The organism is Paenibacillus mendelii, assembly GCF_024498075.1.
Lineage (GTDB): Bacteria > Bacillota > Bacilli > Paenibacillales > Paenibacillaceae > Paenibacillus_Z > Paenibacillus_Z mendelii.
In genome coordinates this window covers 230,518-254,678 of record NZ_JANHOF010000008.1, presented here as the reverse complement: position 1 = coordinate 254,678, position 24,161 = coordinate 230,518, and the positions used below count along the sequence as shown (strand labels likewise).

18 protein-coding genes are annotated in these 24,161 nt (G+C 53.1%); 17 read left to right on the top strand and 1 reads right to left on the bottom strand.

Features of this window, described 5'->3' with window-relative positions:
- Window positions 1-3 precede the first annotated feature (3 nt).
- The 10 genes from purB (at window position 4) to purD (ending at window position 11,863) form a co-directional block, all read left to right on the top strand.
- On the top strand, window positions 4-1,299 hold the full coding sequence (purB, locus tag NNL21_RS23340) for an adenylosuccinate lyase (RefSeq protein ID WP_204820642.1): 1,296 nt from the start codon (window positions 4-6) through the stop codon (window positions 1,297-1,299).
- A gap of 84 nt (window positions 1,300-1,383) precedes the next feature.
- Window positions 1,384-2,274, top strand: coding sequence for a phosphoribosylaminoimidazolesuccinocarboxamide synthase (locus NNL21_RS23335; RefSeq protein WP_204820719.1), 891 nt, complete (start codon window positions 1,384-1,386; stop codon window positions 2,272-2,274).
- Between the two features lie 41 nt (window positions 2,275-2,315).
- Window positions 2,316-2,558, top strand: coding sequence for a phosphoribosylformylglycinamidine synthase subunit PurS (purS, locus tag NNL21_RS23330; RefSeq protein WP_204820643.1), 243 nt, complete (start codon window positions 2,316-2,318; stop codon window positions 2,556-2,558).
- A gap of 3 nt (window positions 2,559-2,561) precedes the next feature.
- Window positions 2,562-3,257: a phosphoribosylformylglycinamidine synthase subunit PurQ gene (gene purQ, locus NNL21_RS23325; RefSeq protein ID WP_204820644.1), complete on the top strand. Its 696-nt coding sequence runs from the start codon at window positions 2,562-2,564 to the stop codon at window positions 3,255-3,257.
- A complete protein-coding gene (purL, locus tag NNL21_RS23320; RefSeq protein WP_204820645.1) occupies window positions 3,235-5,478 on the top strand; it encodes a phosphoribosylformylglycinamidine synthase subunit PurL in 2,244 nt (747 codons plus the stop codon). The genes purQ and purL overlap by 23 nt, the downstream gene beginning before the upstream one ends.
- Complete coding sequence (purF, locus tag NNL21_RS23315) at window positions 5,463-6,944, top strand: amidophosphoribosyltransferase (protein ID WP_204820646.1); 1,482 nt, start codon at window positions 5,463-5,465, stop codon at window positions 6,942-6,944. The genes purL and purF overlap by 16 nt, the downstream gene beginning before the upstream one ends.
- A 197-nt stretch (window positions 6,945-7,141) precedes the next feature.
- A complete protein-coding gene (gene purM, locus NNL21_RS23310) occupies window positions 7,142-8,185 on the top strand; it encodes a phosphoribosylformylglycinamidine cyclo-ligase (protein ID WP_204820647.1) in 1,044 nt (347 codons plus the stop codon).
- Window positions 8,185-8,802 (top strand): phosphoribosylglycinamide formyltransferase, encoded by a 618-nt coding sequence (gene purN / locus NNL21_RS23305; protein WP_204820648.1) that lies wholly within the window; start codon window positions 8,185-8,187, stop codon window positions 8,800-8,802. Before purM ends, purN begins: the two co-directional genes overlap by 1 nt.
- A 145-nt stretch (window positions 8,803-8,947) precedes the next feature.
- Window positions 8,948-10,495 carry a bifunctional phosphoribosylaminoimidazolecarboxamide formyltransferase/IMP cyclohydrolase gene (purH, locus tag NNL21_RS23300; RefSeq protein ID WP_204820649.1) on the top strand — a complete coding sequence of 516 codons (1,548 nt, stop codon included), beginning with the start codon at window positions 8,948-8,950 and terminating at the stop codon, window positions 10,493-10,495.
- A 102-nt stretch (window positions 10,496-10,597) separates the two neighbouring features.
- Entirely contained in the window at window positions 10,598-11,863 is a 1,266-nt protein-coding gene (gene purD / locus NNL21_RS23295; protein WP_204820650.1) for a phosphoribosylamine--glycine ligase, read from the top strand.
- Window positions 11,864-11,929: 66 nt separating this feature from the next.
- On the opposite strand, the gene NNL21_RS23290 is transcribed toward purD, so the two are convergent.
- A complete protein-coding gene (locus NNL21_RS23290) occupies window positions 11,930-12,739 on the bottom strand; it encodes a hypothetical protein (RefSeq protein ID WP_204820651.1) in 810 nt (269 codons plus the stop codon).
- A gap of 102 nt (window positions 12,740-12,841) precedes the next feature.
- Here NNL21_RS23290 and NNL21_RS23285 point away from each other — a divergent pair, with 102 nt between their 5' ends.
- From NNL21_RS23285 to NNL21_RS23255, 7 genes are all read left to right on the top strand, one after another.
- Window positions 12,842-14,248, top strand: coding sequence for a stalk domain-containing protein (locus NNL21_RS23285; protein WP_204820652.1), 1,407 nt, complete (start codon window positions 12,842-12,844; stop codon window positions 14,246-14,248).
- Window positions 14,249-14,682: 434 nt separating this feature from the next.
- Entirely contained in the window at window positions 14,683-15,918 is a 1,236-nt protein-coding gene (locus NNL21_RS23280; protein WP_204820653.1) for an MFS transporter, read from the top strand.
- Between the two features lie 182 nt (window positions 15,919-16,100).
- On the top strand, window positions 16,101-18,380 hold the full coding sequence (locus tag NNL21_RS36610) for a helix-turn-helix domain-containing protein (RefSeq protein ID WP_204820654.1): 2,280 nt from the start codon (window positions 16,101-16,103) through the stop codon (window positions 18,378-18,380).
- A gap of 278 nt (window positions 18,381-18,658) precedes the next feature.
- Window positions 18,659-19,951, top strand: a complete 1,293-nt coding sequence (locus NNL21_RS23270; protein WP_204820655.1) for an FAD-dependent oxidoreductase — start codon at window positions 18,659-18,661, stop codon at window positions 19,949-19,951.
- On the top strand, window positions 19,948-22,257 hold the full coding sequence (locus NNL21_RS23265) for an alpha-galactosidase (RefSeq protein WP_204820656.1): 2,310 nt from the start codon (window positions 19,948-19,950) through the stop codon (window positions 22,255-22,257). The genes NNL21_RS23270 and NNL21_RS23265 overlap by 4 nt, the downstream gene beginning before the upstream one ends.
- 34 nt (window positions 22,258-22,291) lie before the next feature.
- On the top strand, window positions 22,292-23,245 hold the full coding sequence (locus NNL21_RS23260) for an ABC transporter permease (RefSeq protein ID WP_204820657.1): 954 nt from the start codon (window positions 22,292-22,294) through the stop codon (window positions 23,243-23,245).
- Between the two features lie 13 nt (window positions 23,246-23,258).
- Window positions 23,259-24,149, top strand: coding sequence for a carbohydrate ABC transporter permease (locus tag NNL21_RS23255; RefSeq protein ID WP_204820658.1), 891 nt, complete (start codon window positions 23,259-23,261; stop codon window positions 24,147-24,149).
- The last annotated feature ends 12 nt before the right edge of the window (window positions 24,150-24,161 follow it).

The following is a 24,161-nucleotide window of genomic DNA, read 5'->3' as shown; positions in this document are numbered from 1 at the left end:
AGTATGTTGGAGCGTTACAGCAGACCGGAAATGAGAGCGATTTGGACGGAAGAAAATAAATTCAAGGCTTGGCTGGAGGTTGAGCTTTGCGCATGCGAGGCTTGGGTAGAGTTGGGCGTTATTCCACGGGAGGATGTCGAGGCGCTGCGCAAAGGCGCTACCTTCAATATCGACCGCATCTACGAAATCGAGCAGGAAACGCGGCATGACGTCATCGCGTTCACGCGTGCCGTATCCGAGACGGTCGGGCCAGAGCGCAAATGGGTGCATTACGGCCTGACTTCGACGGATGTCGTCGATACCGCGCTCGGTTACCTGCTGCGTCAGGCGAACGAGATTCTGGAGAAGGACATCGTGAATTTCATTGAAATTCTTCGCGGTCAAGCTGTTGCTTACAAAGACACCGCAATGATGGGCCGTACCCACGGCGTACATGCAGAGCCGACGACGTTCGGGCTGAAGCTGGCGCTCTGGTACGAAGAGATGAAGCGCAACCTTGAGCGGTTCCGCCACGCAGCCAATGGCGTTCAATTCGGCAAAATGTCCGGTGCGGTCGGCACCTACGCGAACATTGATCCAGCGATCGAAGAGTTTACGTGCCGCAAGCTGGGCATCTCGCCGGCGCCGATCTCGACCCAAACGCTGCAGCGTGACCGCCATGCTGAATATATGGCGACGCTGGCGCTGGTCGCCACTTCACTGGATAAGTTCGCAACCGAGATTCGTGCGCTGCAAAAGAGCGAGTTCCGCGAAGTCGAGGAGCCTTTCGCTAAAGGCCAGAAGGGCTCGTCTGCGATGCCGCATAAACGGAATCCGATCGGCTGCGAGAACATCTCGGGCTTGGCGCGCGTCATCCGCGGCCATATGATTTCCGCTTACGAGAACGTTACCCTGTGGCATGAACGCGATATCAGCCACTCTTCGGTAGAACGCGTTATCCTGCCGGATGCGACGATGCTGCTTAACTATATGCTGAACCGTCTGGGCAACATCCTCAAGAATTTGCAGGTATTCCCTGAGAATATGAAGCGCAATATGAAGGCGACGTATGGCGTGCCGTTCTCCGGACGCATCATGACGAAGCTGATCGACAAAGGCTTCAGCCGCGAGCAGGCTTATGATACCGTTCAGCCGCGCGCGATGCAGGCGTGGGAGGAGCAGCGTCAATTCCGCGACATCATCGGCGAGACGAAGGAAATTACGGATGCGCTGACTGCGGAAGAGATCGACGACGCGTTCAACCCGGCATGGCATTTGAAGCATGTGGATACGATCTTCAAACGGCTGGAACTGATTTAGGAGCGACCCGCGCTTATGGATATAAAGCTTCCGGTCCTGCTGAGATGATCGGCACCCCGGACCGGTGCGAAGGAGCGAATGATGATGACAGGACAAGCGTTATCCACCGCTGTGGATGTTGTGAAGGCGCCGCTGCTGTACAAAGGCAAAGTGCGCGAGCTGTATGATCTTGGCGAACATTATTTGATCGTCGTCACGGACCGCATCAGCGCGTTCGACTACGTGCTGGATCCGGCTGTTCCGCAGAAAGGCAACGTACTCAACCGGTTGTCCGCATTCTGGTTCGAACAGACGGCATCCCTGCTGACGAACCATGTCGTTCATACCGATATCGACAAGCTCGGCGATGTCGTTACGGACCCGGAATTGCTTCGTAACCGGATCATGGTCACGAAGAAGGCGCAGCGGATCGACATCGAATGTGTCGTTCGCGGCTATATCACGGGCGGCGGTTGGAGACAATATGTGAAAACATCGGCCATTAATGGCATTGAGCTTCCGGCAGGCCTGCGTAAGAACGAACGGTTCGAGAAGCCGTTGTTCACACCGGCTGCGAAGAACGATGTCGGACATGACGAGGATATCCCCTTCGAGCGGATGCAGGAGCTGATCGGAGCCGAATTGGCGGAAGAGCTTCGCAATCACAGCATTAAGCTGTATGAATTTGCGCGAGGTTACTGTGAAGAGCGGGGCATTATCCTAGCGGATTGCAAATTCGAGTTTGGACTTATCGATGGTAAAGTCATTCTGATTGATGAGATTTTCACGCCGGATTCCTCGCGTTTCTGGGCGAAGGATATATACGCTTTCGATATCGAAATCGACAGCATGGACAAAGAGCCGGTACGGGCTTATCTGCTGAATTCCGACTGGGATCAGAACAGCAAGCCGGATCCTCTTCCGGATTCGGTTGTCAACGCAACGACAAACAACTATCTGAATATCTATGAACGGCTGACAGGCAAGTCGCTGTAAGCGGCCCTTGTTCCAGTCCTAATTTATTGGAGGCGACCCCCATGAAGGCAACGGTTTACGTAACGATCAAACAAAACGTGCTCGATCCGCAAGGCAGTGCCGTACAAGGCGCGCTGCACTCGATGGGCTTCGATGAAGTCGGCAAAGTTCGCATCGGCAAATACCTTGAGCTTGAGCTGAACACGACAGACCGCGCTGAAGCTGAATCCCGTCTGAAAGCGATGTGCGAGAAGCTGCTGGCTAACACAGTCGTCGAAGACTACCGTTTTGAATTGGAGGGTTAATCGATGAAATTCGCGGTAATCGTATTCCCCGGCTCCAACTGCGATATTGACTGCTACAAAGCGGTGGAAGACACGATCGGACAGCCTGTCGACTATGTATGGCATACGGCAACGGACCTGTCCAGCTATGACGCGATCCTCGTGCCAGGCGGATTCTCCTACGGCGACTACCTGCGCTGCGGCGCGATTGCGCGATTCGCTCCCGTTATGAACGAAGTCATCAAAGCAGCCGAGCAGGGCAAATTCGTCCTGGGCATCTGCAACGGCTTCCAGGTCTTGACAGAAGCGGGCCTGCTGCCAGGTGCGTTGCTTCGCAACAATAGCATGAAATTCCGCTGCCACAGCGCGCTGCTGGAAGTGGTCAATAACAACACCGTATTTACGAACCAATACAGCCAAGGCGAGATTATCGATATTCCGATTGCGCATGGCGAAGGCAACTACTACTGCGATGACGAAACATTGGCGCAGCTGAAGGCTAACAATCAAATCGTGTTCCGTTACAAAGCGGGTGCGAACCCGAACGGTTCATTGGAAGATATCGCGGGCATTAGCAATGAGCGCGGCAACGTCGTGGGCATGATGCCGCATCCGGAACGCGCAGTCAATCAGCTGCTCGGCTCGGAAGACGGCAAACGGATGTTTACATCGATTTTGAACGCATGGAGGGAACAGCATGGCGCAGCAGTTAACGGCTAAAGAACCGACATCGGAGCAAATTGCAGACCAGCGTATTTATACGCAATTCGGTGTGACAGACAATGAATACGAGCTGATTTGCGGTTTTCTTGGCCGCAAGCCGAACTATACCGAGATTGGCGTGTTCAGCGTCATGTGGTCCGAGCATTGCTCGTACAAAAACTCCAAGCCGATCCTGAAGAAATTCCCGGTTACGGGACCGAAGGTTCTCATGGGTCCTGGCGAAGGCGCGGGGATCGTGGATATTGGCGATAATCAAGCCGTCGTGTTCAAGATCGAATCGCATAACCATCCGTCCGCGGTTGAGCCGTATCAAGGCGCTGCAACGGGTGTAGGCGGCATCATTCGCGACATTTTCTCCATGGGTGCCCGTCCGGTTGCACTGCTTAACAGCTTGCGCTTCGGCAATCTGGAGAATGCGCGCGTGAAATATTTGTTCGAGCATGTGGTGAGCGGTATCGCCGGCTATGGCAACTGTATCGGAATTCCGACGGTTGCCGGCGAAGTTATGTTCGATGAAAGCTATGAAGGTAACCCGCTCGTGAATGCGATGTGTGTGGGTCTTATCGATCATGATAAAATCCAACGCGGTGTCGCCAAAGGTGTCGGAAACCCGGTTTTCTACGTGGGTCCGGCAACAGGACGCGATGGCATTCACGGTGCGACCTTCGCATCTGTAGAGCTGTCTGAGGAATCAGAGGAGAAGCGTACAGCGGTTCAGGTGGGCGATCCGTTCATGGAGAAGCTCGTCATGGAAGCTACGCTCGAGCTGATTAACTCCGGTATCGTTCTCGGCATTCAGGATATGGGCGCCGCGGGCCTTACTTGCTCCAGTGCGGAGATGGCTTCCAAAGCAGGCAACGGCCTCGAGCTTTATCTCGATGAGGTGCCGCAGCGCGAAGAAGGCATGACGCCTTACGAAATGATGCTGTCGGAGTCACAAGAGCGCATGCTCTTCGTTGTCGAGCCGCGTCATGAAGCGCAAGCCAAAGAGATTTTCGACCGTTGGGGCATCATCTGCGCGAAGGTCGGCAAAGTGACTGATGACGGCCGTCTCCGCCTGTTCCACCAAGGCGAGGAAGTCGCAGACATGCCGGTTCAAGCGCTCGTCGATGAGTGCCCGGTCTATAACAAACCGTCCAAAGAGCCTGCCTACTATGCGGAGAACGGCGCAATCGACACCGCGGCGTATGCTGAAGTGACCGATTTGACAGATGCGCTTAAGAAGGTTCTTGCTTCTCCGACAGTAGCAAGCAAGGAATGGGTATATAATCAATATGACTATATGGTGCGTACGAGCACAGCGGTTCAACCTGGATCGGACGCAGCAGTCGTAACGATTCACGGGACGCGCAAGGCTCTGGCCATGACGACCGACTGTAATGGACGTTACGTCTACCTCGATCCTGAGGTGGGCGGACGCATTGCTGTTGCTGAAGCAGCACGTAATATCGTCTGTTCGGGAGCTGAGCCGCTGGCCATTACGGATAACCTGAACTTCGGCAGTCCGGAGAAGCCGGAAGTATTCTGGCAGATCGAGAAGGCAGCAGACGGAATCTCCGATGCTTGCCGCGTGCTGGATACACCGGTTATCGGCGGCAACGTCTCCCTGTATAACGAGAATGCGAAAGGCGCGATTTATCCAACGCCGGTAATCGGCATGGTTGGACTCGTGCATGATGTGGACCACATTACGACGCAAGGCTTCAAATCCGAAGGCGACGTCATCATTCTGCTCGGCGAAACGAAGCACGAGCTGGGCGGCAGCGAGCTGCAGTATGTTATGCAGGGCAAGTCGGAAGGACGTCCGCCGCAGATCGAGCTTGCAACCGAGAAGAAGCTGCTTAGCGGCGTGCTTGAAGCTATTCAGCAAGGACTCGTCGCTTCCGCGCATGACTTGTCTGAGGGCGGCCTAGCCGTTGCGCTTGCGGAATCGTGCATCAGCGGCAAGCTGGGCGCCGATGTGAATGTAACGACCTCGCTTCGTGCGGATGCGGCACTGTTCAGCGAATCGCAATCGCGGATTCTGCTATCGGCCAAACCGGAGCAAGCTGCGAAATTGACGGCATTGTTGACAGAGAAGGGCGTACCGAACGCAGAGATCGGCGTCGTACGCGGCAGCGCATTGACCCTTAACATCAACGGCAAACCGGGCATTACAGCGCCGGTAGAACAACTGGAGAAGGTTTGGAAGGATGCGATTCCATGTCTGATGAAGTGATGCAGCTTCCGAAGCTGTGGACAGGCTCTCATTATAATGAGGGAATAGGACGAGACGACATATTTGACAAGCTGCGTGAAGAATGCGGAGTGTTCGGGGTGTATAACATCCCGCACGCTTCCACTCTCGCTTACTATGGCTTGCATGCGCTCCAGCACCGGGGTGAGGAAAGCGCGGGAATTTGTACCGTTGATCTGGAACAAGGCGGCTTATTTAACTATCATCGCAACATGGGCCTTGTGAAAGAGGTTTTCGACCAGGATAAGCTGGATACGCTTGTAGGCAACATGGCAATCGGTCACGTCCGTTATTCGACCGCGGGAGAGAGTAAGCTTGCGAATGCGCAGCCGCTCGTATTCAAATACCGCGCCGGTGACCTCGCAATTGCGACGAACGGCAACATCGTGAATGCGCCAGGGATCCGGGAAGAGCTCGAGAACTTGGGATCGATCTTCCAAACGACAAGCGATACGGAAGTTATCGCACATTTGATCGCGCGTTCGAGCAAGGATTTCGTAGGAGCAGCCAAGGATGCGCTGCAGCGTCTTGTCGGCGGCTTTGCATTCCTGATTATGACCAACGACAAGCTGCTCGTCGCTTCCGATTCGCACGGTCTCCGTCCGCTTGTTATGGGCAAGCTCGGCGACGGTTACGTCTTCGCATCCGAGACCTGCGCGCTGGAAACGGTCGGCGCTGTCTATGAGCGCGATGTTCAGCCGGGCGAGATGCTGGTACTGGACCGGGACGGCTTACGGGAAGACCGGTTTGTGGAGCTTGAGCGCCGCGCGACCTGCGCGATGGAATATATTTATTTTGCGCGTCCGGACAGCGATATTAACGGGATTAATCTTCATTCCTCGCGGAAGCGGATGGGGCAGAAGATGGCGCTCGAAGCGTTCGTTGACGCCGACGTCGTAACTGGAGTGCCGGATTCAAGCATCTCGGCTGCGATCGGTTACGCCGAGCAGACAGGCATTCCCTACGAGCTGGGCCTCATCAAGAATAAATATACGGGTCGTACCTTCATTCAACCTTCGCAGGAGCTTCGTGAGAAAGGCGTTAAGATGAAGCTGTCGGCCGTCCGTAAGGTCGTTGAGGGCAAGCGCGTCGTCATGATCGACGATTCGATCGTTCGCGGCACAACCTCCTTGCGGATTGTGAACCTGCTTCGTGAGGCGGGGGCGACAGAAGTGCATGTACGCATTACTTCACCACCTTTCATGAACCCTTGTTATTACGGTATTGATACGCCGGACCGCAAGGAGCTGATCGCTTCCCAGAAGACCGTGGAAGAGATACGCCAGGCCATCAATGCGGACTCGTTATCCTTCCTAACTCATCAAGGCTTGATCGAGTCGGTCGGCGGCAATGAAGGACAATACAATCGCGGCATGTGCATGGCCTGCTTCGACAACGACTATCCGACGCCGGTCGATTTCAGCTCGGATAAGAGCTGCAGCTGTTAACCGCGCAGATCGGGATGCGGCTAATGGTGCTGGACCGCTAACGTCGGGCGTAATCAATTGAGAAGTTAGGTTTAGAACGTTAACCCTTCACGGGATCAAATAAGCGGGTGAACGCTTTGCGATTGCAAGCGGCGCTTGATCTTCATGAGGCAAGGAGATCAGGCGGGTCCTGCAACAACTATTAAGGAGTGACCACAGTGGCAGAAGCGTACAAACAAGCCGGTGTCGATATCGCGGCGGGCAACGAAGCGGTCGAACGGATGAAGAAGCACGTGAAGAAGACGTTCCGCCCCGAAGTGCTCACGGATCTTGGCGGATTCGGCGGACTGTTCGGACTGAACAAGGACAAGTACGAGGAACCGGTTCTTGTCTCCGGCACCGACGGTGTCGGCACGAAGCTGAAAATCGCCTTTGCCATGGATAAGCATGACACGATTGGCATCGATGCTGTGGCGATGTGCGTGAACGATATCATCGTACAGGGAGCGGAGCCGCTCTTTTTCCTGGATTATCTCGCTTGCGGGAAGGTCGTGCCGGAGAAAATCGAAGCGATCGTCAAAGGGATCTCCGATGGCTGCTTGCAGTCCGGATGTGCTCTGATCGGCGGCGAGACGGCGGAGATGCCGGGCATGTACGGCGGCGATGAGTACGATATCGCAGGCTTCACCGTGGGCATCGTCGATAAGAAGAATATTATCGACGGCAAGACGATTGCCGCAGGCGATGCGGTTATCGGCCTTGCGTCCAGCGGTATTCACAGCAACGGCTTCTCGCTCGTACGCCGGCTGCTGCTCGAGCAAGCGGGTTACAGCTTGGACGAGGTATTGTCTGCCCTTGATGGCAAGAAGCTTGGCGATGTCGTGCTGGAACCGACGCGTATTTACGTGAAATCGGTGCTTGAGCTGATCAAGCAGGTACAAGTGAAGGGCATGGCGCATATTACGGGCGGCGGTTTTATCGAGAATATTCCGCGCGTGCTGCCTGAAGGCGTCAATGTCGAAATCGAATACGGCTCATGGCCGATACAGCCGATCTTCAAGCTAATGCAGGAGAAAGGCTCGATTACTAACCGCGATATGTTCACAACCTTTAATATGGGCGTTGGCATGGTCGTCGTCGTACCTGCGGAGCAAGCGGAGGAAGCGCTGCGCGTGGCGCGCGAGCTTGGCGAAGAAGCTTACCGGATCGGTACGGTGACCGAAGGAAGCCGTATTGTGACGTTCACTGGAGCGGATGTGTAATGGCAGGGCTTCGCATCGCGGTGTTCGCCTCGGGACAAGGCACGAACTTCCAGGCATTGGCGGATGCGGCACAACAAGACCGGCTCGAGGGCGCAAGCCTCGAGCTTCTTGTTTGTGACAAGCCGGAGGCGCCTGTCGTGGAACGCGCTCGGCAGGCTGGCGTGGATACCTTCCTATTTCGGCCTAAGGAGTATGCATCTCGTGAAGCCTATGAACGGGAAATCTTGGCGGAGCTTGAGCGGCGTGATATCGGGCTGGTGGTGCTGGCCGGTTATATGCGCATCCTGACGCCGGTGATGGTCGATGCGTTCGCGGGACGGATGATCAATATTCATCCGGCACTGCTGCCAACTTTTCCGGGTGTTGGCGGAATTAAGCAAGCCTTGGACTATGGGGTGAAAGTGACGGGCGTCACGGTTCACTTCGTCGATGGCGGTATGGATACGGGGCCGATCATTGCTCAGCGGACCGTAGAGGTGTTGGACGGCGACACGGAAGCGACGCTTGCTCTTCGCATTCATGCGGTAGAACAAGAGGTGTTCCCTTGGGTCGTTCAACGGATCGCATCGGGCGCGGTATCGCTCGATGGCCGTCATGTGACGGTGACGACGCTATAACGCACGGATACACTCGTGACCGACGTTATGAAATTGTCGTCCATGCGGGGTGCCGGGCTGGATTTAGCATGAACATGGCGGTCTGTTGTAGCAGTGAGTGAAAAGTGGAGAAGTGGATTCTTCAACTAATAGGAGGGAATTTGTAGTGGCTATTCGCAGAGCATTAATCAGTGTATCGGACAAAACGGGCATTGTAGAATTTTCACGGGCGCTTGCGGGACTGGGCGTGCAAATTATTTCGACGGGCGGAACAGCGAGCCTGCTCGAAAAAGAAGGCGTACCGGTTGTCGGCATCTCGGACGTAACGGGTTTCCCGGAAATTCTCGACGGCCGCGTCAAGACGCTGCATCCTGCCGTTCACAGCGGCTTGCTTGCCGTTCGCGACGATGAGAAGCACCAGCAAGCGATGAAAGAGCTCGGCCTCGACTATATCGACCTCGTGGTCGTCAATTTATATCCGTTCGCGGCAACCATTGCCAAGCCGGATGTATCGTACGAGGACGCGATCGAGAACATCGATATCGGCGGCCCGACGATGCTTCGCTCGGCAGCGAAGAACCACGCGTTCGTCACCGTTGTGGTGGATGCTGCGGATTACGCGAACGTGCTTGAAGAAGTGAAAGGCGCAGGCGACACGACGCTTGAGACGCGCAAACGTCTTGCAGCCAAAGTGTTCCGCCACACTGGCGCTTACGATGCGCTCATCGGGGATTATCTCTCCAAGCTGCAGGGCGATCCGCTTCCTGAGAGCTATACGGTAACGTACGAGAAGGTACAAGACCTTCGCTACGGCGAGAATCCACACCAGAAAGCAGCATTCTACCGCAAGCCCCTCGCAGCTCCGGGCAATATCACGACAGCCGAGCAGCTGCATGGCAAGGAGTTGTCCTACAACAACATCAATGACGCGAATGCGGCGCTTGCCATCGTCAAGGAATTCGAAGAGCCTGCTGTCGTTGCCGTGAAGCATATGAATCCTTGCGGAGTGGGCATCGGCACAGATATCCATGAAGCGTATCAAAAAGCTTACCAGGCTGATCCAACCTCGATCTTCGGCGGGATCGTCGCAGCGAACCGCACGATCGGTGCGGATACGGCCCAGCTGCTGAGCGAAATTTTCCTGGAGATCATCATTGCGCCTGACTTTACGCAGGAAGCGCTGGATATTCTGACGAAGAAGAAGAATATTCGCCTGCTGAAGCTCGGTACGATTCAATCGGCGAAGGAACGTCAGCCGGATTGGCTCGTAACAACCGTAGAAGGCGGTATGGTCGTTCAAGAGAGCGATGTGCACAGCCTCTCGATGGATGATATCAAGGTCGTCACGAACCGCAAACCGACCGATGAAGAGCTGAAGCAGCTGCTGTTCGGCTGGAAGGTTGTGAAACACGTGAAGTCGAATGCGATTCTGCTCGCAGCTGATAACATGACGATCGGCGTAGGCGCAGGTCAAATGAACCGCGTCGGTGCCGCCAACATTGCGATCGAGCAAGCCGGAGAGAAAGCGCGCGGCGCCGTGCTCGCCTCGGATGCGTTCTTCCCAATGGGCGATACGCTGGAGCTGGCGGCTAAAGCCGGCATTACGGCTGTTATCCAGCCAGGCGGATCGATTAAAGACGAAGAATCCATCGCCGTTGCGAATGCGAATAACATTGCGATGGTGCTGACGGGCGTTCGTCATTTTAAACACTAGTGATGATATTGATTCAATAAAGGGATAAAGGCGTAACGCTTCACCGGGCACTCGACATAGGGCAAGTGCCCGAGGAGGCGTCTACTATGGGGAGGGTTTCCTGTGCGGATTATGGTCATTGGCGGCGGCGGACGAGAGCATGCGATCGTCTGGGCGCTTGCGAAGAGCGATAAGGTTAAACAAATTTACTGTGCGCCGGGTAATGCGGGTATCGCAGAGCTGGCAGAATGCGTGCCGATCCCGGTTAACCGGTTTGCGGACCTCATTGCGTTCGCGAACGACCATGCGGTCGATCTTGTTGTGGTCGGACCCGATGATCCGCTTGCGGACGGGATCGTCGATGCGTTCGAGGAGCAGAACATTCCGACCTTCGGGCCGCGCAAGAATGCGGCAGAGATCGAAGGCAGCAAGATCTTCATGAAGAATCTGCTGAAGAAGTATAACATTCCAACGGCGAAATACGAAACGTTCACGGATCATGCGGCAGCACTCGCATACTTGCGCGAGCAATCCGCGCCGATTGTAGTGAAGGCAGACGGTCTTGCGGCCGGTAAAGGCGTAACCGTCGCTTACTCGATCGAAGAAGCGGAGAAGGCGCTGCACGACATGATGGTGGATAAAGTATTCGGGGAGTCCGGCGGACAAGTCGTTATTGAGGAATTTCTCGAGGGCCAAGAAATGTCGATCCTCGCGTTCGTTGATGGCGAAACGGTTCGCGCGATGGTACCGGCGCAGGATCACAAGCCGGTATTCGATGACGATAAAGGGCCGAACACAGGCGGCATGGGGACCTATTCTCCGCTGCCCCATATCGATCCGGCTCTCGTAGAGGATGCGATCGAGAATATTATTAAGCCGACGGCTAAGGCGATGGTTAGCGAAGGCCGGCCGTTCCGCGGGGTTCTCTTCGCGGGCTTGATGATTACCAAGGATGGCGTGAAGACGATCGAGTTCAATGCGCGGATGGGCGACCCGGAAACGCAGGTCGTGCTGCCGCGTCTGAAGACCGATCTCGTTGATATCATTCTCGCTGCACTGAATGGACGTCTCGACCAGCTCGACATCGCATGGAGTGATGAAGCGGCAGTCTGCGTCATTGCGGCATCAGGGGGCTACCCGGCTTCTTATCCGAAAGGGCTCGTTATCGAGGGGCTGGAAGCAGCCAAAGCGCAGGGCGCATTGGTGTTCCATGCCGGAACAGCTGACAAGGATGGTCAAATCGTCACGAACGGTGGTCGTGTACTCGGTATCGTCGGCCGTGGCCGTGACATCGCGGAAGCACGTGCGCGCGCATACGAAGCGGTATCCGCGATTCACTTCGAAGGCATGCATGTCCGTACGGACATTGCAGCCAAAGCGCTTCGATAGCGAGTTACAGCGAGGCTGAGAGACGGGCATTACGGCTCTCACGACGAGTACTCGAAAAGCCGCTTCTTAAAAAAGCTGCAGGTGCGTCATACGCGCCTGCAGCTTTTTTGTGTTATTTTGGGAATGATGGTGCTCCGAAGAAGCTTCGGCGAACACGCAGAAGCATTCTCGAAGAACCACCGAAAGAACCGCCGGAGAACCAAACCACCGAAGAACCGCCGTTGCCGAACTTAGGGTTCCGCTGCTGTAACGCCCAAAAAGGGCGTTACGGCTCACGTTTTCACAGGTGAGAGAGTCCGTAAGGCCCTTTTCTACCGTACCAGCGATGAAAACCGCCGCCCCCGCCCGGATTCCACTGCTGTAACGCCCAAAAAGGGCGTTACGGTTCACATTGTCGCAGGTGAGAGAGTCCGTAAGGCCCTTTTCTACCGTACCAGCGATGGTAACCGCCGCCCCCGCCCGGTTTCCGCTGCTGTAACGCCCAAAAAGGGCGTTACGGTTCGCATTGTCGCAGGTGAGAAAGTCCGTAAGGCCCTTTTCTACCGTACCAGCGATGGTAACCGTAGCCCCCGCCCGGTTTCCGCTGCTGTAACGCCTAAAAAGGGCGTTAAGGTTCACATTGTCGCAGGTGAGAGAGTCCGTAAGGCCCTTTTCTACCGTACCAGCGATGAAAACCGCCGCCCCTGCCCGGGTTCCGCTGCTGTAACGACTAAAAAGGGCGTTACGGTTCACATTGTCGCAGGTGAGAAAGTCTGTAACGCCCTTTTCTACCGTATCAGCGATGGTAACCGTAGCCCCCACCCGGTTTCCGCTGCTATAACACCCAAAAAGGGCGTTACGGCTCGTATTGTCGCAGGTGAGCGAGTCTGTATACACTGGAATCTGGCAACCCTCCATTCATTTTCACCGCAACCATATCCGTTCTTTTGCGTCTACATAGGAATATATGGAAAAATTTAGCGTTGGAAGGAGTCCATAATGAGGAAAGTTATAGTAACCGGACTAATCGTATCGCTGTTCGTTCTAACCGCCGCGGTTATGCCGCCTGCCAAGCCGAAGCCGTCAGGGGAGGGCAGCCAGCCGATACCGCTGCTGATGAACAATTATTTTGTGCTGTTCCCGGGGGACAGCGCGCCTTACGTGAAGGAGAACCGCATGATGGTACCGCTCCGTTCATTTGCTGCAGCTTTGGGAGCGACGATTCAATATTCCGGTAAGGAAAAATTGGTGCAGATCAGGTCAAGTCAGGACGAGGCTATCGATATTCGAAGCGGTCAGCCAATGGCGGGTAAGGAAGAGGATTTGCCGGAGGTGACTTACCCCGCTCCCGAAGTGATCGGCGGAACGTTCTTCGCACCGATTACACCGATCCTCCAAGGCCTTCCTTCCTACCGGTATGAGCTTCGCTCAGAGGGAGGCCGCAAGGTGCTGGCCGTTATGGATCCGGTAGAGCGGCGGCTGCTGCCAGGGATCGGCGATCCGGACAATCCTGTCTATGACTACCCGCATATCATGGCAGACCCGGCCTACCCATTCGTTCCGACCGCATTAAAGCAAATAACGCTTCGCGATCAGAAAGGCCGTTCATCGGTTCAGCTGTCCCTTACAGTAGACCGGGTGAATGGCAAAGATCGACATGCGGATGATACCATTTTCAATATTATCGTGAAAGACATCAAGGGAAGCGTGCATGAGCGAACGATCGACTGGGATGGAAAGGCAACAAGAGCCACAGATGGGACCGAGCAAATATCACTCGACTTTACCGTTCCCTTCCAATCGTCCTATGTTCTGTTCCGGGCGACGCCGATCTACCAAGACAGGAACATACCTGTATATCCGGCAGATCATGCATTCGATCGTGCAATGGAAAACACAGTGGTGAAGCTGTTTCCCGACCAATTGGAAGTGCTTACCCGTCTTGGTGTGGAGCCGATTGCTACAGATATTCAGAATCATGAATTGATCCATTATGTAAGGCGAATCGGAGAACATCGTGAACCGCTGCCTGCAGAAGAACAGGAACGGTTAAAGCAAGCGATCTATGAGCTGACAGGCAGATTCTTTCCACTGAGGATCGAGACCGATACGATAAACGAGAATAAGCCTAGCATTGCCGGATACATCAAAGAAATTGACAAGAACGGCAGAATTCTGATCGAGAATCCTGATCATTTAATTGGGTATGAAAACCCAGTGCAGGATGCCTTGTGGGGGTCTTTCACTGAGGATGCGGTCATCATACGGAAATCGACCGGGGAGAAGATGGAAGCAGCGGAGCTGAAGGCTGGCATGAAGGTCGAAGGCTGGACGACCGGCATGATCGCAGGCAGTTATCCGGGTCAGGGGAGGCTGATCCAGCTTCACGTTCTGTCTGATAATTAACACGTGGGAGCTGCGATCACCAAACGTTAACCAAAACGTTGACCAAGCATCTCCGTCTCCAACCTGAGGCGGGGATGTTTGGTTTTGTATAGGTCTTTCGTTTCTTTTTGCTGCACATGCATGAATAATGTCCCAAAAGCGCCTCTCGATTGTTATATAGTTATCAAGGGAGGAGGAGGACTGTACCCGGATCTGAAGGTGAAGCTTCCGTTAAACGAGTAAGCGGTTGGGTCAGATATGGCTTCAATGGAAAGAACTGAACTGGCTTGCGCATCTAGCAATCCAGACAGATCAGGTATAAACGAGTTTCCAGAAGGGTTAGAAAAAATATGCCAGACTAACGCCGCCCTCCTAAAATCTGTGCTATAGTAAGCATAAAATGAGATCCGTTTCTCGTAGACGATCACAGTGAGGGAAGTGCAGCATAACGTCCTATGGGTACCAAACTAGCAGTTAACCAAGCGGCGCCAATAACCGCCGCGGCTTCAGCAACGGTGTTCCCGATTCTATTTGCCATCAGCATCGTTCATCTCTTGAATGACACCATGCAATCGACGGTGTCCGCGCTCTTCCCAATCCTGAAGGATGAGCTTAGTCTCAGTTACACCCAGATCGGGTTGATCGCACTGGCGATGAACCTGACGGCTTCGGTCCTGCAGCCGATCATCGGCCGTTATGCCGATATCAGGCCGATGCCGATGATTCTGCCGATCGGCGTTTGTTTTACGCTGGTCGGCATCGTTGGGCTCGCATTGGCCCCGTATTATGCGCTGATCTTGCTTGCCGTGACTTCGATTGGGATAGGCTCCGCGATCTTCCATCCGGAATCATCGCGGGTGGCGTACCTTGCAGCGGGAGGCAAGCGCGGACTTGCACAGTCGATCTTTCAAGTGGGCGGCAATATCGGAAGCTCATTAGGTCCGATTATGACGGCGGTGCTGTTCGTTCACCTAGGCCAGTTCGGCGTCATCTGGTTCGCGTTCGCCGCAGCCGCAGCCATCGCCATCCAGCTGTATGTGGCCCGCTGGTACGGTGCACAGCAGCTCATACTGCGTAAGGCCGTTAAGCCGCGGGCTGCGGGAGCCGCCAAGAGTGTGCTGACGAGCAATCAGGTGATGTGGGCGATCGTCGTTCTCGTCTTTCTAGTCGTATCGAAACAAGTCTATATGGCTAGTATCACGAGCTATTACACGTTCTACCTGATCGACGACTACGGTGTTAGCGTGAGTCATGCCCAGTGGTTTCTGTTCGCGTTTTTAGCAGCTTCAGCTGCAGGAACATTCTTAGGCGGTCCGATGGCGGACCGGTTCGGACGGCGCAATATCATCTGGTTCTCAATTATGGGAACGGCGCCGTTCTCTCTCTTATTGCCGTATGGCAATTTGTTCTGGAGCGGAGTTTTAGCCGTTCTGGCCGGATTTATTCTATCATCGGCGTTCTCAATCATTGTCGTCTATGCGCAGGAGCTTATGCCGGGGAAGGTTGGGCTTGTATCGGGACTATTCTTCGGACTTGCCTTCGGCATCGGGGGTCTGGGCTCGGCGGCGCTCGGTATGGTGGCGGATGAAACGAGCATTGCCTTCATCATGAAGCTATGCGCCTTCCTGCCGCTGCTTGGCGTACTGGCGATTCTTCTGCCGAAGGATGATAAGGTGCGGGGATTGGAATAAGCAATACGGAAATGAAGGAAGAAGAATTCAGGGCCCCCCGCAGGGGGCTTTTTTCGTATATAAATGGGGCTAAACCTAGCTATTCTACCTTTCGGGAGGGGGCCGCGCAGGTTCCATTTCTCTCGAATCATTTATGCTATAATTAAAAAAGAAAAGGTTTTCATTATATCGAGGTGGCTGCTGTGAAAAGGTGGGTCGAACTAACGAAATCCAAGGTTTTCTTTCTGTACGTAGGGTCGTTCCTGCTTGTTTTCTTCATCCCGAGTGTCGTGCTGGGCGGCATGATGTACCAGAATGCAGTTATTAACTTGCAAGCAGAGATCGAATCCTCCAACCTGCATAATTTGAATCAAGTGAAAGAGATGATCGACCGCCAAATGAAGGGTCTGGAGCAAACCGCTGTGAAAATATCGTATGATCACCGCTTGACGCCTTTCTTCTTGAGGACGAATGATTACTATGCGATGGAAGCTGTTCAGGAACTTGGCAAATATAAAGCGAATACGCTGATTGCTGAGGAGGTTCTGCTGTACTATCGGGATGGCGATATGATCTATACTTCTTCCGGCACCTATTCACTGGATGTATTGACAAGAGAGATCTACCGTCTGGATGATAAAGGGAAAGAGGACCTACTGGACTTGGTGAAGGAGTCGGATCAGAAGGCAGTCAGACCCGCCGAGACGGTATTCGTCAATCGAACAGAAACAAACCGAATGCTGACCTACGCGTATCCTATACCAGCTAATGGAACGGCAGCTTACGGAACGGTCTTGTTTCAAGTCAAAGAGCAGACGCTAACAAGCCTGATTGAAAATCTGCTCGGCGATTTCAACGGAAGCGTATTTATTCTGGATTCGAAGAATCAATTGATGGCTAACCGCAGTAAAGGGGTTCGAATTCAACCGGAGGAGATTACGGCCTTATTGGACCGTGACCGCTCGGAGCCGATTCGGAACATCATGATTGGCGATCAGCGGTTTTCCATGATTGAAGTGACATCCGAGCAAACGTCATGGTCGATGATGATGATGATGCCGACAGACCAGTTCCTCGGCAGAGTAATTGAGAAGAAAACATTCATCTTCTGGCTGTTTATTTGCCTGCTGATCGCTGGCTTGGCAATCATATTGGCGTTCTCCCTTATGCACTACCGGCCAATACGAAGATTAAGGCAGGTTCTCGGTTCATTTGAACCTAATGGGAGAATAGGTGGTAGTGCATCCAGGAGCAATGAGCTGAAGTGGATCAGCGACACATTAGAAACGGCCATGGAGGATCATCGGGATTTAGTGCACCAAATCAAGGTACAACGTCCTTATGTCAGAGATCAGTTCGTCCATAGATTGTTAAAAGGCGACTACCGTTCAGGAGAAGAGCTCGATCAGATCTTGAATTCGCTCCAGATGCCCCTTACCGGCGGTTACTTCTTTGTTCTGCTTGTATCCATGCATCATTGCCCCACGCTGCCTGCAGCCAAGCGTATCCAGCTTCAGCAATATTTGGAGGTTGGTCAAGAACAAGGGACGATTCGGCTGGGTGTGGAAATGATGCCGAATAAGGTATTTGCCGTTATCGTTCAGTTCAAGGCGGAGGGGGAGCTGAAGCAAGATCAGCGAGAAATCGCGATGAACATGATTCAAGCCATATCGGATCGTTTCGGATTTTCTCCGTCTATAGCACTTGGACGAGTATACGAACAAATCCAGCATATGAATCGCTCTTATGTCGAAGCGTCCGCTGCCCAGGAGTATGAATTGAAATCGTCAGCCGGTTCATGCCTCATCTTCGAGGACATTGTGCATTGGCAGGAGGATAGCACCTGGTATCCGGCAGAAGAACAGATGCGTTTCATACAAGGTTTAAAGCAAGGGGATCGGCAAGTGGCCCTGGATTCCTTGCAATCCATGATGAGGGGTATATCTCAGAAGGAACGTTCGCTCTTGCTGTTGAAATGTATGTGCTCGGATATCATCAACACTGTGTATAAGACCGTCAGTGTGATGAAGGTCGGCGATTTCTACAAGAGCATTCAGGAAGCCTTGATGTTCGTGACGCTTGCTGAGTTTGATGAGAAATTAAAACGACTTGTCGAGGAGATATGTGAGGCAGTCGAACAGAACCGTGAGAATAAGAATAAAGGTCTTCGCGATCAGGTGTTAGCGTACATCCATGAGCAGTTTCAATCCTATGACCTAAGCTTGGAGAAAGTAGCGGAGCACTTCGGATTGTCGGTATCGTTCCTGAGTCGATTTATTAAAGATCAGACCGGCAGCACGTTCACCCATTACACGGGGATGCTGCGTCTGGAGGAAATCAAGAAAGAGCTGAAGACTACGAACAGCCCGATCAAAGACATAATCGTTCGCAACGGCTATGTCGGCGTCTCCAATTTTATCGAGAAGTTCAGAAGAGCAGAAGGGATGACGCCCAGCGAATACCGGAAATTAAACAGCATGTAGCGATCCGGAGTAAAAGGAGCAAAGGCCCGGACCGGTCATATACTATTCCTTTACGGAGCTTATGAAGATCCGCATATTGAATGTCCCAAAGCCTGCAAGAACGGATAGTTTCCGTTTCTTGCAGGCTTCTTTTTTCTTGCAGACAAGGAAATGCAGCATCCAGATATCCCGCAATAACCGTGCATTTACACGCTTTTGACGGGTGAATTATGATGGGGCTCACATAAGCGGATCACGCTAGACCGGGTTCGCTATGATAACTGCGACATAGGGGTGAGATGGTGAAAACCTATAAAGAAAGAGAGCGGAATATTCCGATTGCCGGAAGCTCTAATGTCATTGTGTGCGGGGGAGGGCCGGCTGGCGTATCCGCAGCGATCGCGGCAGCTAGAATGGGAGCCTCTACCGTTCTATTAGAGAATCACGGCTGCTTGGGAGGCATATGGACGGCAGGATTACTCTGCTGGATTATCGATGCCCGCAATAAAACGGGATTGATGAGTGAAATCATGGAGCGGTTGGATCGCCGCGGAGCTAGAAGGCAGAGTCAAGGGAGCGACTTTACGTACGATCCGGAAGAAATGAAATATCTATTGGACGTCCTCTGCGAAGAAGTAGGGGTTCAGGTGCAGCTTCATACGAGAGTGGCATCGGCGATCGTGAACGATGGGGGCACGATAACGGGCGTTGTTACGGAATCCAAATCGGGCAGGCAGGCTTGGATGGCGGATATAGTCATTGATGCCACTGGAGATGGGGATGTGGCCGCTCTCGCGGGCTGCCGGTACGACATGGGAAGACGAGAAAATGGACAAACCCAGCCGCTCAGCCTGATGGCCATGGTATCCGGCCTGCCTCGTCATGCGGAACCATACACGATGAACGGGATGAACGAGCATCCCAAGCACAGGCTGCTGGAGCAGATCAAGCTGGCGGGACTTACCCCTTCGTATTCGGCTCCCTCCTTGTTTCAAGTCCGCGACGACTTATTTGCTTTAATGGCGAATCATGAATACGGGGTAAGCTGCAATAATGCGGCCGGAATTACACGAGCTACACGGCAGGCGAGGAAGGAGCTTCACACGTTGATTGATGGACTGCGCTCTCTGGGCGGGGATTGGTCGCAATTGCACATCGTTGGAACAGCCGCGCAAATCGGGGTTCGTGACGGAAGGAGAATTTCGGGGCTGTACACCGTAACGGAAAAGGACGTTCTTGGCGGGGCGCGCCATCATGATTCGATTTGCCGTGTGAGTTACGGCGTCGATATTCATTCGACCGACCCGGCTGCTGGCAAAGGCTTCGGCAATGACGGCGTTCGCAGTCTCCCCTATGATATTCCGTTCCGGGCGCTCATTGCTGCCGATGTCAACGGGCTATTGCTGGCGGGCCGATGCATAAGCGGCGACTTTATCGCCCATTCCAGCTATCGGGTTACCGGAAATGCAGTAGCGATGGGACATGCGGCAGGGACGGCGGCTGCTCTGGCAGCTCTATACAAACGATTGCCCCAGCAGCTGGAATGGCTCGATATCCAACGAGGTATTCAAAAGACGGGAGGTATCGTATGAGTCGCATTCAGGTATCGGCATCGGGCCGACAAGGGGCGGTCCAGCTGCTTCTTGATGGCGAAAGCAGCCGCATGACGTGTGAGCTTGGATTCCATGTCGAGCTCGCCGACGGAACCTGCTTGGAATCGAATGATTTTCAATTGGGAAGTACAGTTATGCGAGATCCTCATGAGGCGGTATTCCAGTTTCACCATGAGGAATTGGATGTAAGCGTTCATTGCCAATGGAAGGAGGGAACGGTGTTCGAGTGGTGGTTAACCGTGGGCAATCGATCCGGGAAGCCTCTGGCGCTCAAAAATATCGCGCTGGGCGCTGGCCAATTGAACTATGAGCAAACCCAATTCGAGATCGAACATGTGCCCTGGCGGTTGCTCAATATCGGGCTGCAATCGACGGATATGCACGCAGGGATTTGCGAGGTCACGAATGAGCGGCCGTATTATTTTGACTCGATGACCGTATTTCATCAACCAGCTGATGGAATGAACATTCTGATGGGATGCATTTCTTTTCAAACCTACTTCTCTCATTTGCTCGTTTCGCAGCACCGGCAACAGGCGGCTGGATCCGATACGTTCGATTACGTCATCGCGAACCATTATGAAGGAATGCTTCTTGATCCAGATGAAATCACCGAAACCGAGAGAGCGGCTATCCTCATTGGCCCGGACCATAACCGGCTCTTCAGCGTCTATATGGATCTGGTGGTCAGGGAAATGCAGCCGAGGAGCCAATTTCATCAAGCACCGACGGGTTGGCTTTCCTGGTATTACTACTACGGCACGGTAACTGAGCAGGACATCTTGGACAATGTGCATGACCTGCGGGATCAGTATCCCGAACTGAATGTAGAATACATTGTGATCGATGCCGGCTGGTTTCTTGAATCGGGGTTCGGCGACTGGGAAGCCAACGAGAAGTTTCCCCACGGCATGAAGTGGCTGGCCGATCAGATTAAAGCAGCCGGCTACAAGCCTGGGCTATGGTTCTCGCCTCTGCTCGCCGACTCCGGCTCCCGCTTGTTGGAGCGCCATCCCGATTGGGTTCTGAAGCAGGGCATGAAGTATGCTGCTGGCATGAACCCTTCAGGCAGTGACGTTCTTGAGTTACACGAAAAAAACAAAGTGAAGTTTGTGCTTGATTTGACCCATCCCGAAGTATTGGATTATTTGAAAGCGATGTTCACCCAAGTGACCCAGGAGTGGGGCTACTCCTATATCAAGCTTGACTTTCTCATTCGCGCCCTGTTTACGGATCAGGGCAACCATTCCAGCCTCCACCGCGATCAGGTGCTGTTTCCGGGAACGACAACCGCAGCGGCTTATCGCAAGGCGATGCAGGCGATTCGTGAAGGGGCGGGAGAGGGTTGCTTCATCTTGGGCTGCGCGGCGCCGCTCTTCACCAGCGCTGGAGGATTCATCGACGGCAATCGGATGACACCGGATATTACCCGTCGAAATTATGTGCCCGACTCGCCTCGCCCAACCTACTGGGAGTTGATCAAAATCTGTGGAATAACGATGGCGGCACGATACTTTCTGCATGGCAAAATCGGCTATAACGATCCGGATGTATTGGTAGTGAGAGGACACGAGCCGGAAGGGATTTCAGATGACTATAAGCCTTCACTGGATGAGGCAAGGGTGTGGGCCGGAGTCGTTGCTTTGTCAGGAGGCATGCTCTTCTATAATGATAAGCTGTCTGACGTAGAAGAAGAGCGGAGGAGTTTATTGAAGCAGGTATTTCCGCCGGGGCCGGGGGCTGCTGTACCGATCGATTTCTTTCAGAAAGATGGGCCGGAGCTATGGAACCTTCATCTGTACAGAGGCGATGAGAGCTGGGTGGTCCTGGGTGTATTCAACTGGGGAGAAACGGTCCGGGACATCGATGTAGATTTGTCGTTATTGGATATCGCTGCATCCCGGGAAGTGCTTGTTCAGGATATATGGGAGCATACGTACCTGGGACTTTACGAGAATCAATTATGCCTCACGGAGATACCGCCGCATTCCATGCGTCTGTTGGCCATCAGAACGGTTCTGGAGCGTCCGCAGCTGCTATCTACCGCAGGGCACTTTACGCAAGGGTGGGCAGAATTCACAGAGGTGACATGGGCGGCAGAAACGTTCTGCTTGCGTTGGAATCCCGATTACAAATCCCGCGGTCCGATTAAGCTGTACATCCCGGAACCCTATCGGGACAAACCGATTGAGATATCGGGCGGATATGCAGAGGTTCACCTCGACATCTTGTCGATTATGCCCCTGCAGGATGGGGAATGTATCCGGATTCGCTTCATGGATTAATTTATCAACGCACACAGGAAAGGAAGACAGCTATATGAAACTTGCTGGAAACCGGGCTCCTGCGCAGCGGCTGCCTGTCAGATGGTCTGCGGGAAGCTTGAGAAAGATGTGGAAGAACTGGCAGTTGTACGTGTTTGTCTTCCCGACACTCGCTTACTTTATACTTTTTCATTATTACCCCATGTATGGTGTGCAGATTGCATTTCGTGATTTCATTCCCTCACTCGGCATTTGGGGAAGTGAGTGGGTCGGCTTGGATCATCTGGAGCGGTTTATTCATTCGTATTATTTTCCAACGCTGATTAAGAACACCTTGCTCATCAGTCTTTACCAGCTCGCCTTGTTCCCGCTGCCGATTATTGTGGCGTTAATGATTAACGAGCTGAAGAACGGGATGTATAAGAGGATCATCCAGACGTTCTCCTATGCGCCGTATTTTATTTCGGTTGTTGTAATGACGGGCATGGTTGTCGCATTCCTGCACCCGCAGACGGGCATTATCAATGTTCTGATCGAGGCGCTGGGCGGGAAGCCGATCGCTTTTATGACAGAACCCGGATGGTTCAAAAGTATCTATGTGTGGTCTGGTGAATGGCAGAATCTCGGATGGGGCGCGATCATCTACTTGGCTGCTCTCACAACCATCAATCCCGATCTTCATGAGGCGGCAACGATGGATGGCGCTACACGTCTGCAGCGGATCTGGCATATTAACATTCCGAGTATTCTTCCGACCATTATCATCTTGTTTATTCTTAATATGGGCAGCTTTATGTCCATCGGTTTCGAAAAGCTATATCTAATGCAAAATCAATTGAATATGGATGCTTCAGATGTGATCCAAACCTATGTCTATCGTACCGGTTTACTGGAAGGACAGTACAGCTTCTCGGCTGCCATCGGACTATTCAATTCATTGATTAATTTCGCTCTTCTGATTCTGTTTAATGGGATCGCCAAAAAAACAGCAAAGACGAGCCTATGGTAAGGGGAGACGATACATGGCCAGAGAGGCATTGTCCGACAAGATATTCATGATAGGCAACAAAGCAGTGCTTGGAGGGCTGCTCGTTATTCTGCTGTACCCGTTAGTCTATATTCTAAGCGCTTCCATTAGCGATCCGATGCTGGTAAATTCGGGGAAAGTCTGGTTGTTTCCGCGGAACATTACATTAGAAGGCTACAGCAGGGTATTTCAGAACGGAGATATTTGGACCGGATACCGCAACACGATCTTCTATACGATCTTCGGAACCTTCCTTAATTTGCTGCTGACGATTCCATGCGCTTATGCACTCTCGCGGAAAGATTTAACCGGCCGGGGCTTATTTATGGGGATTTTCGTATTCACGATGTTTTTCAACGGCGGGTTAATTCCGACCTTCCTGCTCATCAAATCACTAGGCATGCTGGATACGATATGGGTTCTGATGATTCCGGGTGTCGTTTCGGTCTGGAACCTGATTGTGACGCGAACGTTCTTTCAATCTACCATCCCGCGCGAGATGGAGGAGGCCGCTGAGATGGATGGCTGCAATCACTTCATCCTGTTTCTGCGTATTGTCTTCCCTCTATCGGCACCGATTGTAGCCGTCATGGCACTGTTCTATGGCGTTTCTCACTGGAACCAATATTTCAGTTCCATGATTTACCTTACCAATCGGGAGTTGTTTCCACTTCAACTGGTACTGCGTGAAATACTCATTCTGAACGAATTAACAGCTCTGATGCTGGACGGTGAGAATATGAAAGCCATGGCTGAGCAGGCGAGAATTGCGGACATTACCAAATACGCCGTCATGATTATATCCGCTATTCCGATGCTGATTGCCTATCCGTTTCTGCAGCGCTTCTTCGTCAAAGGGGTCATGATCGGTTCTATCAAAGGTTAGGATAGAGTCTAG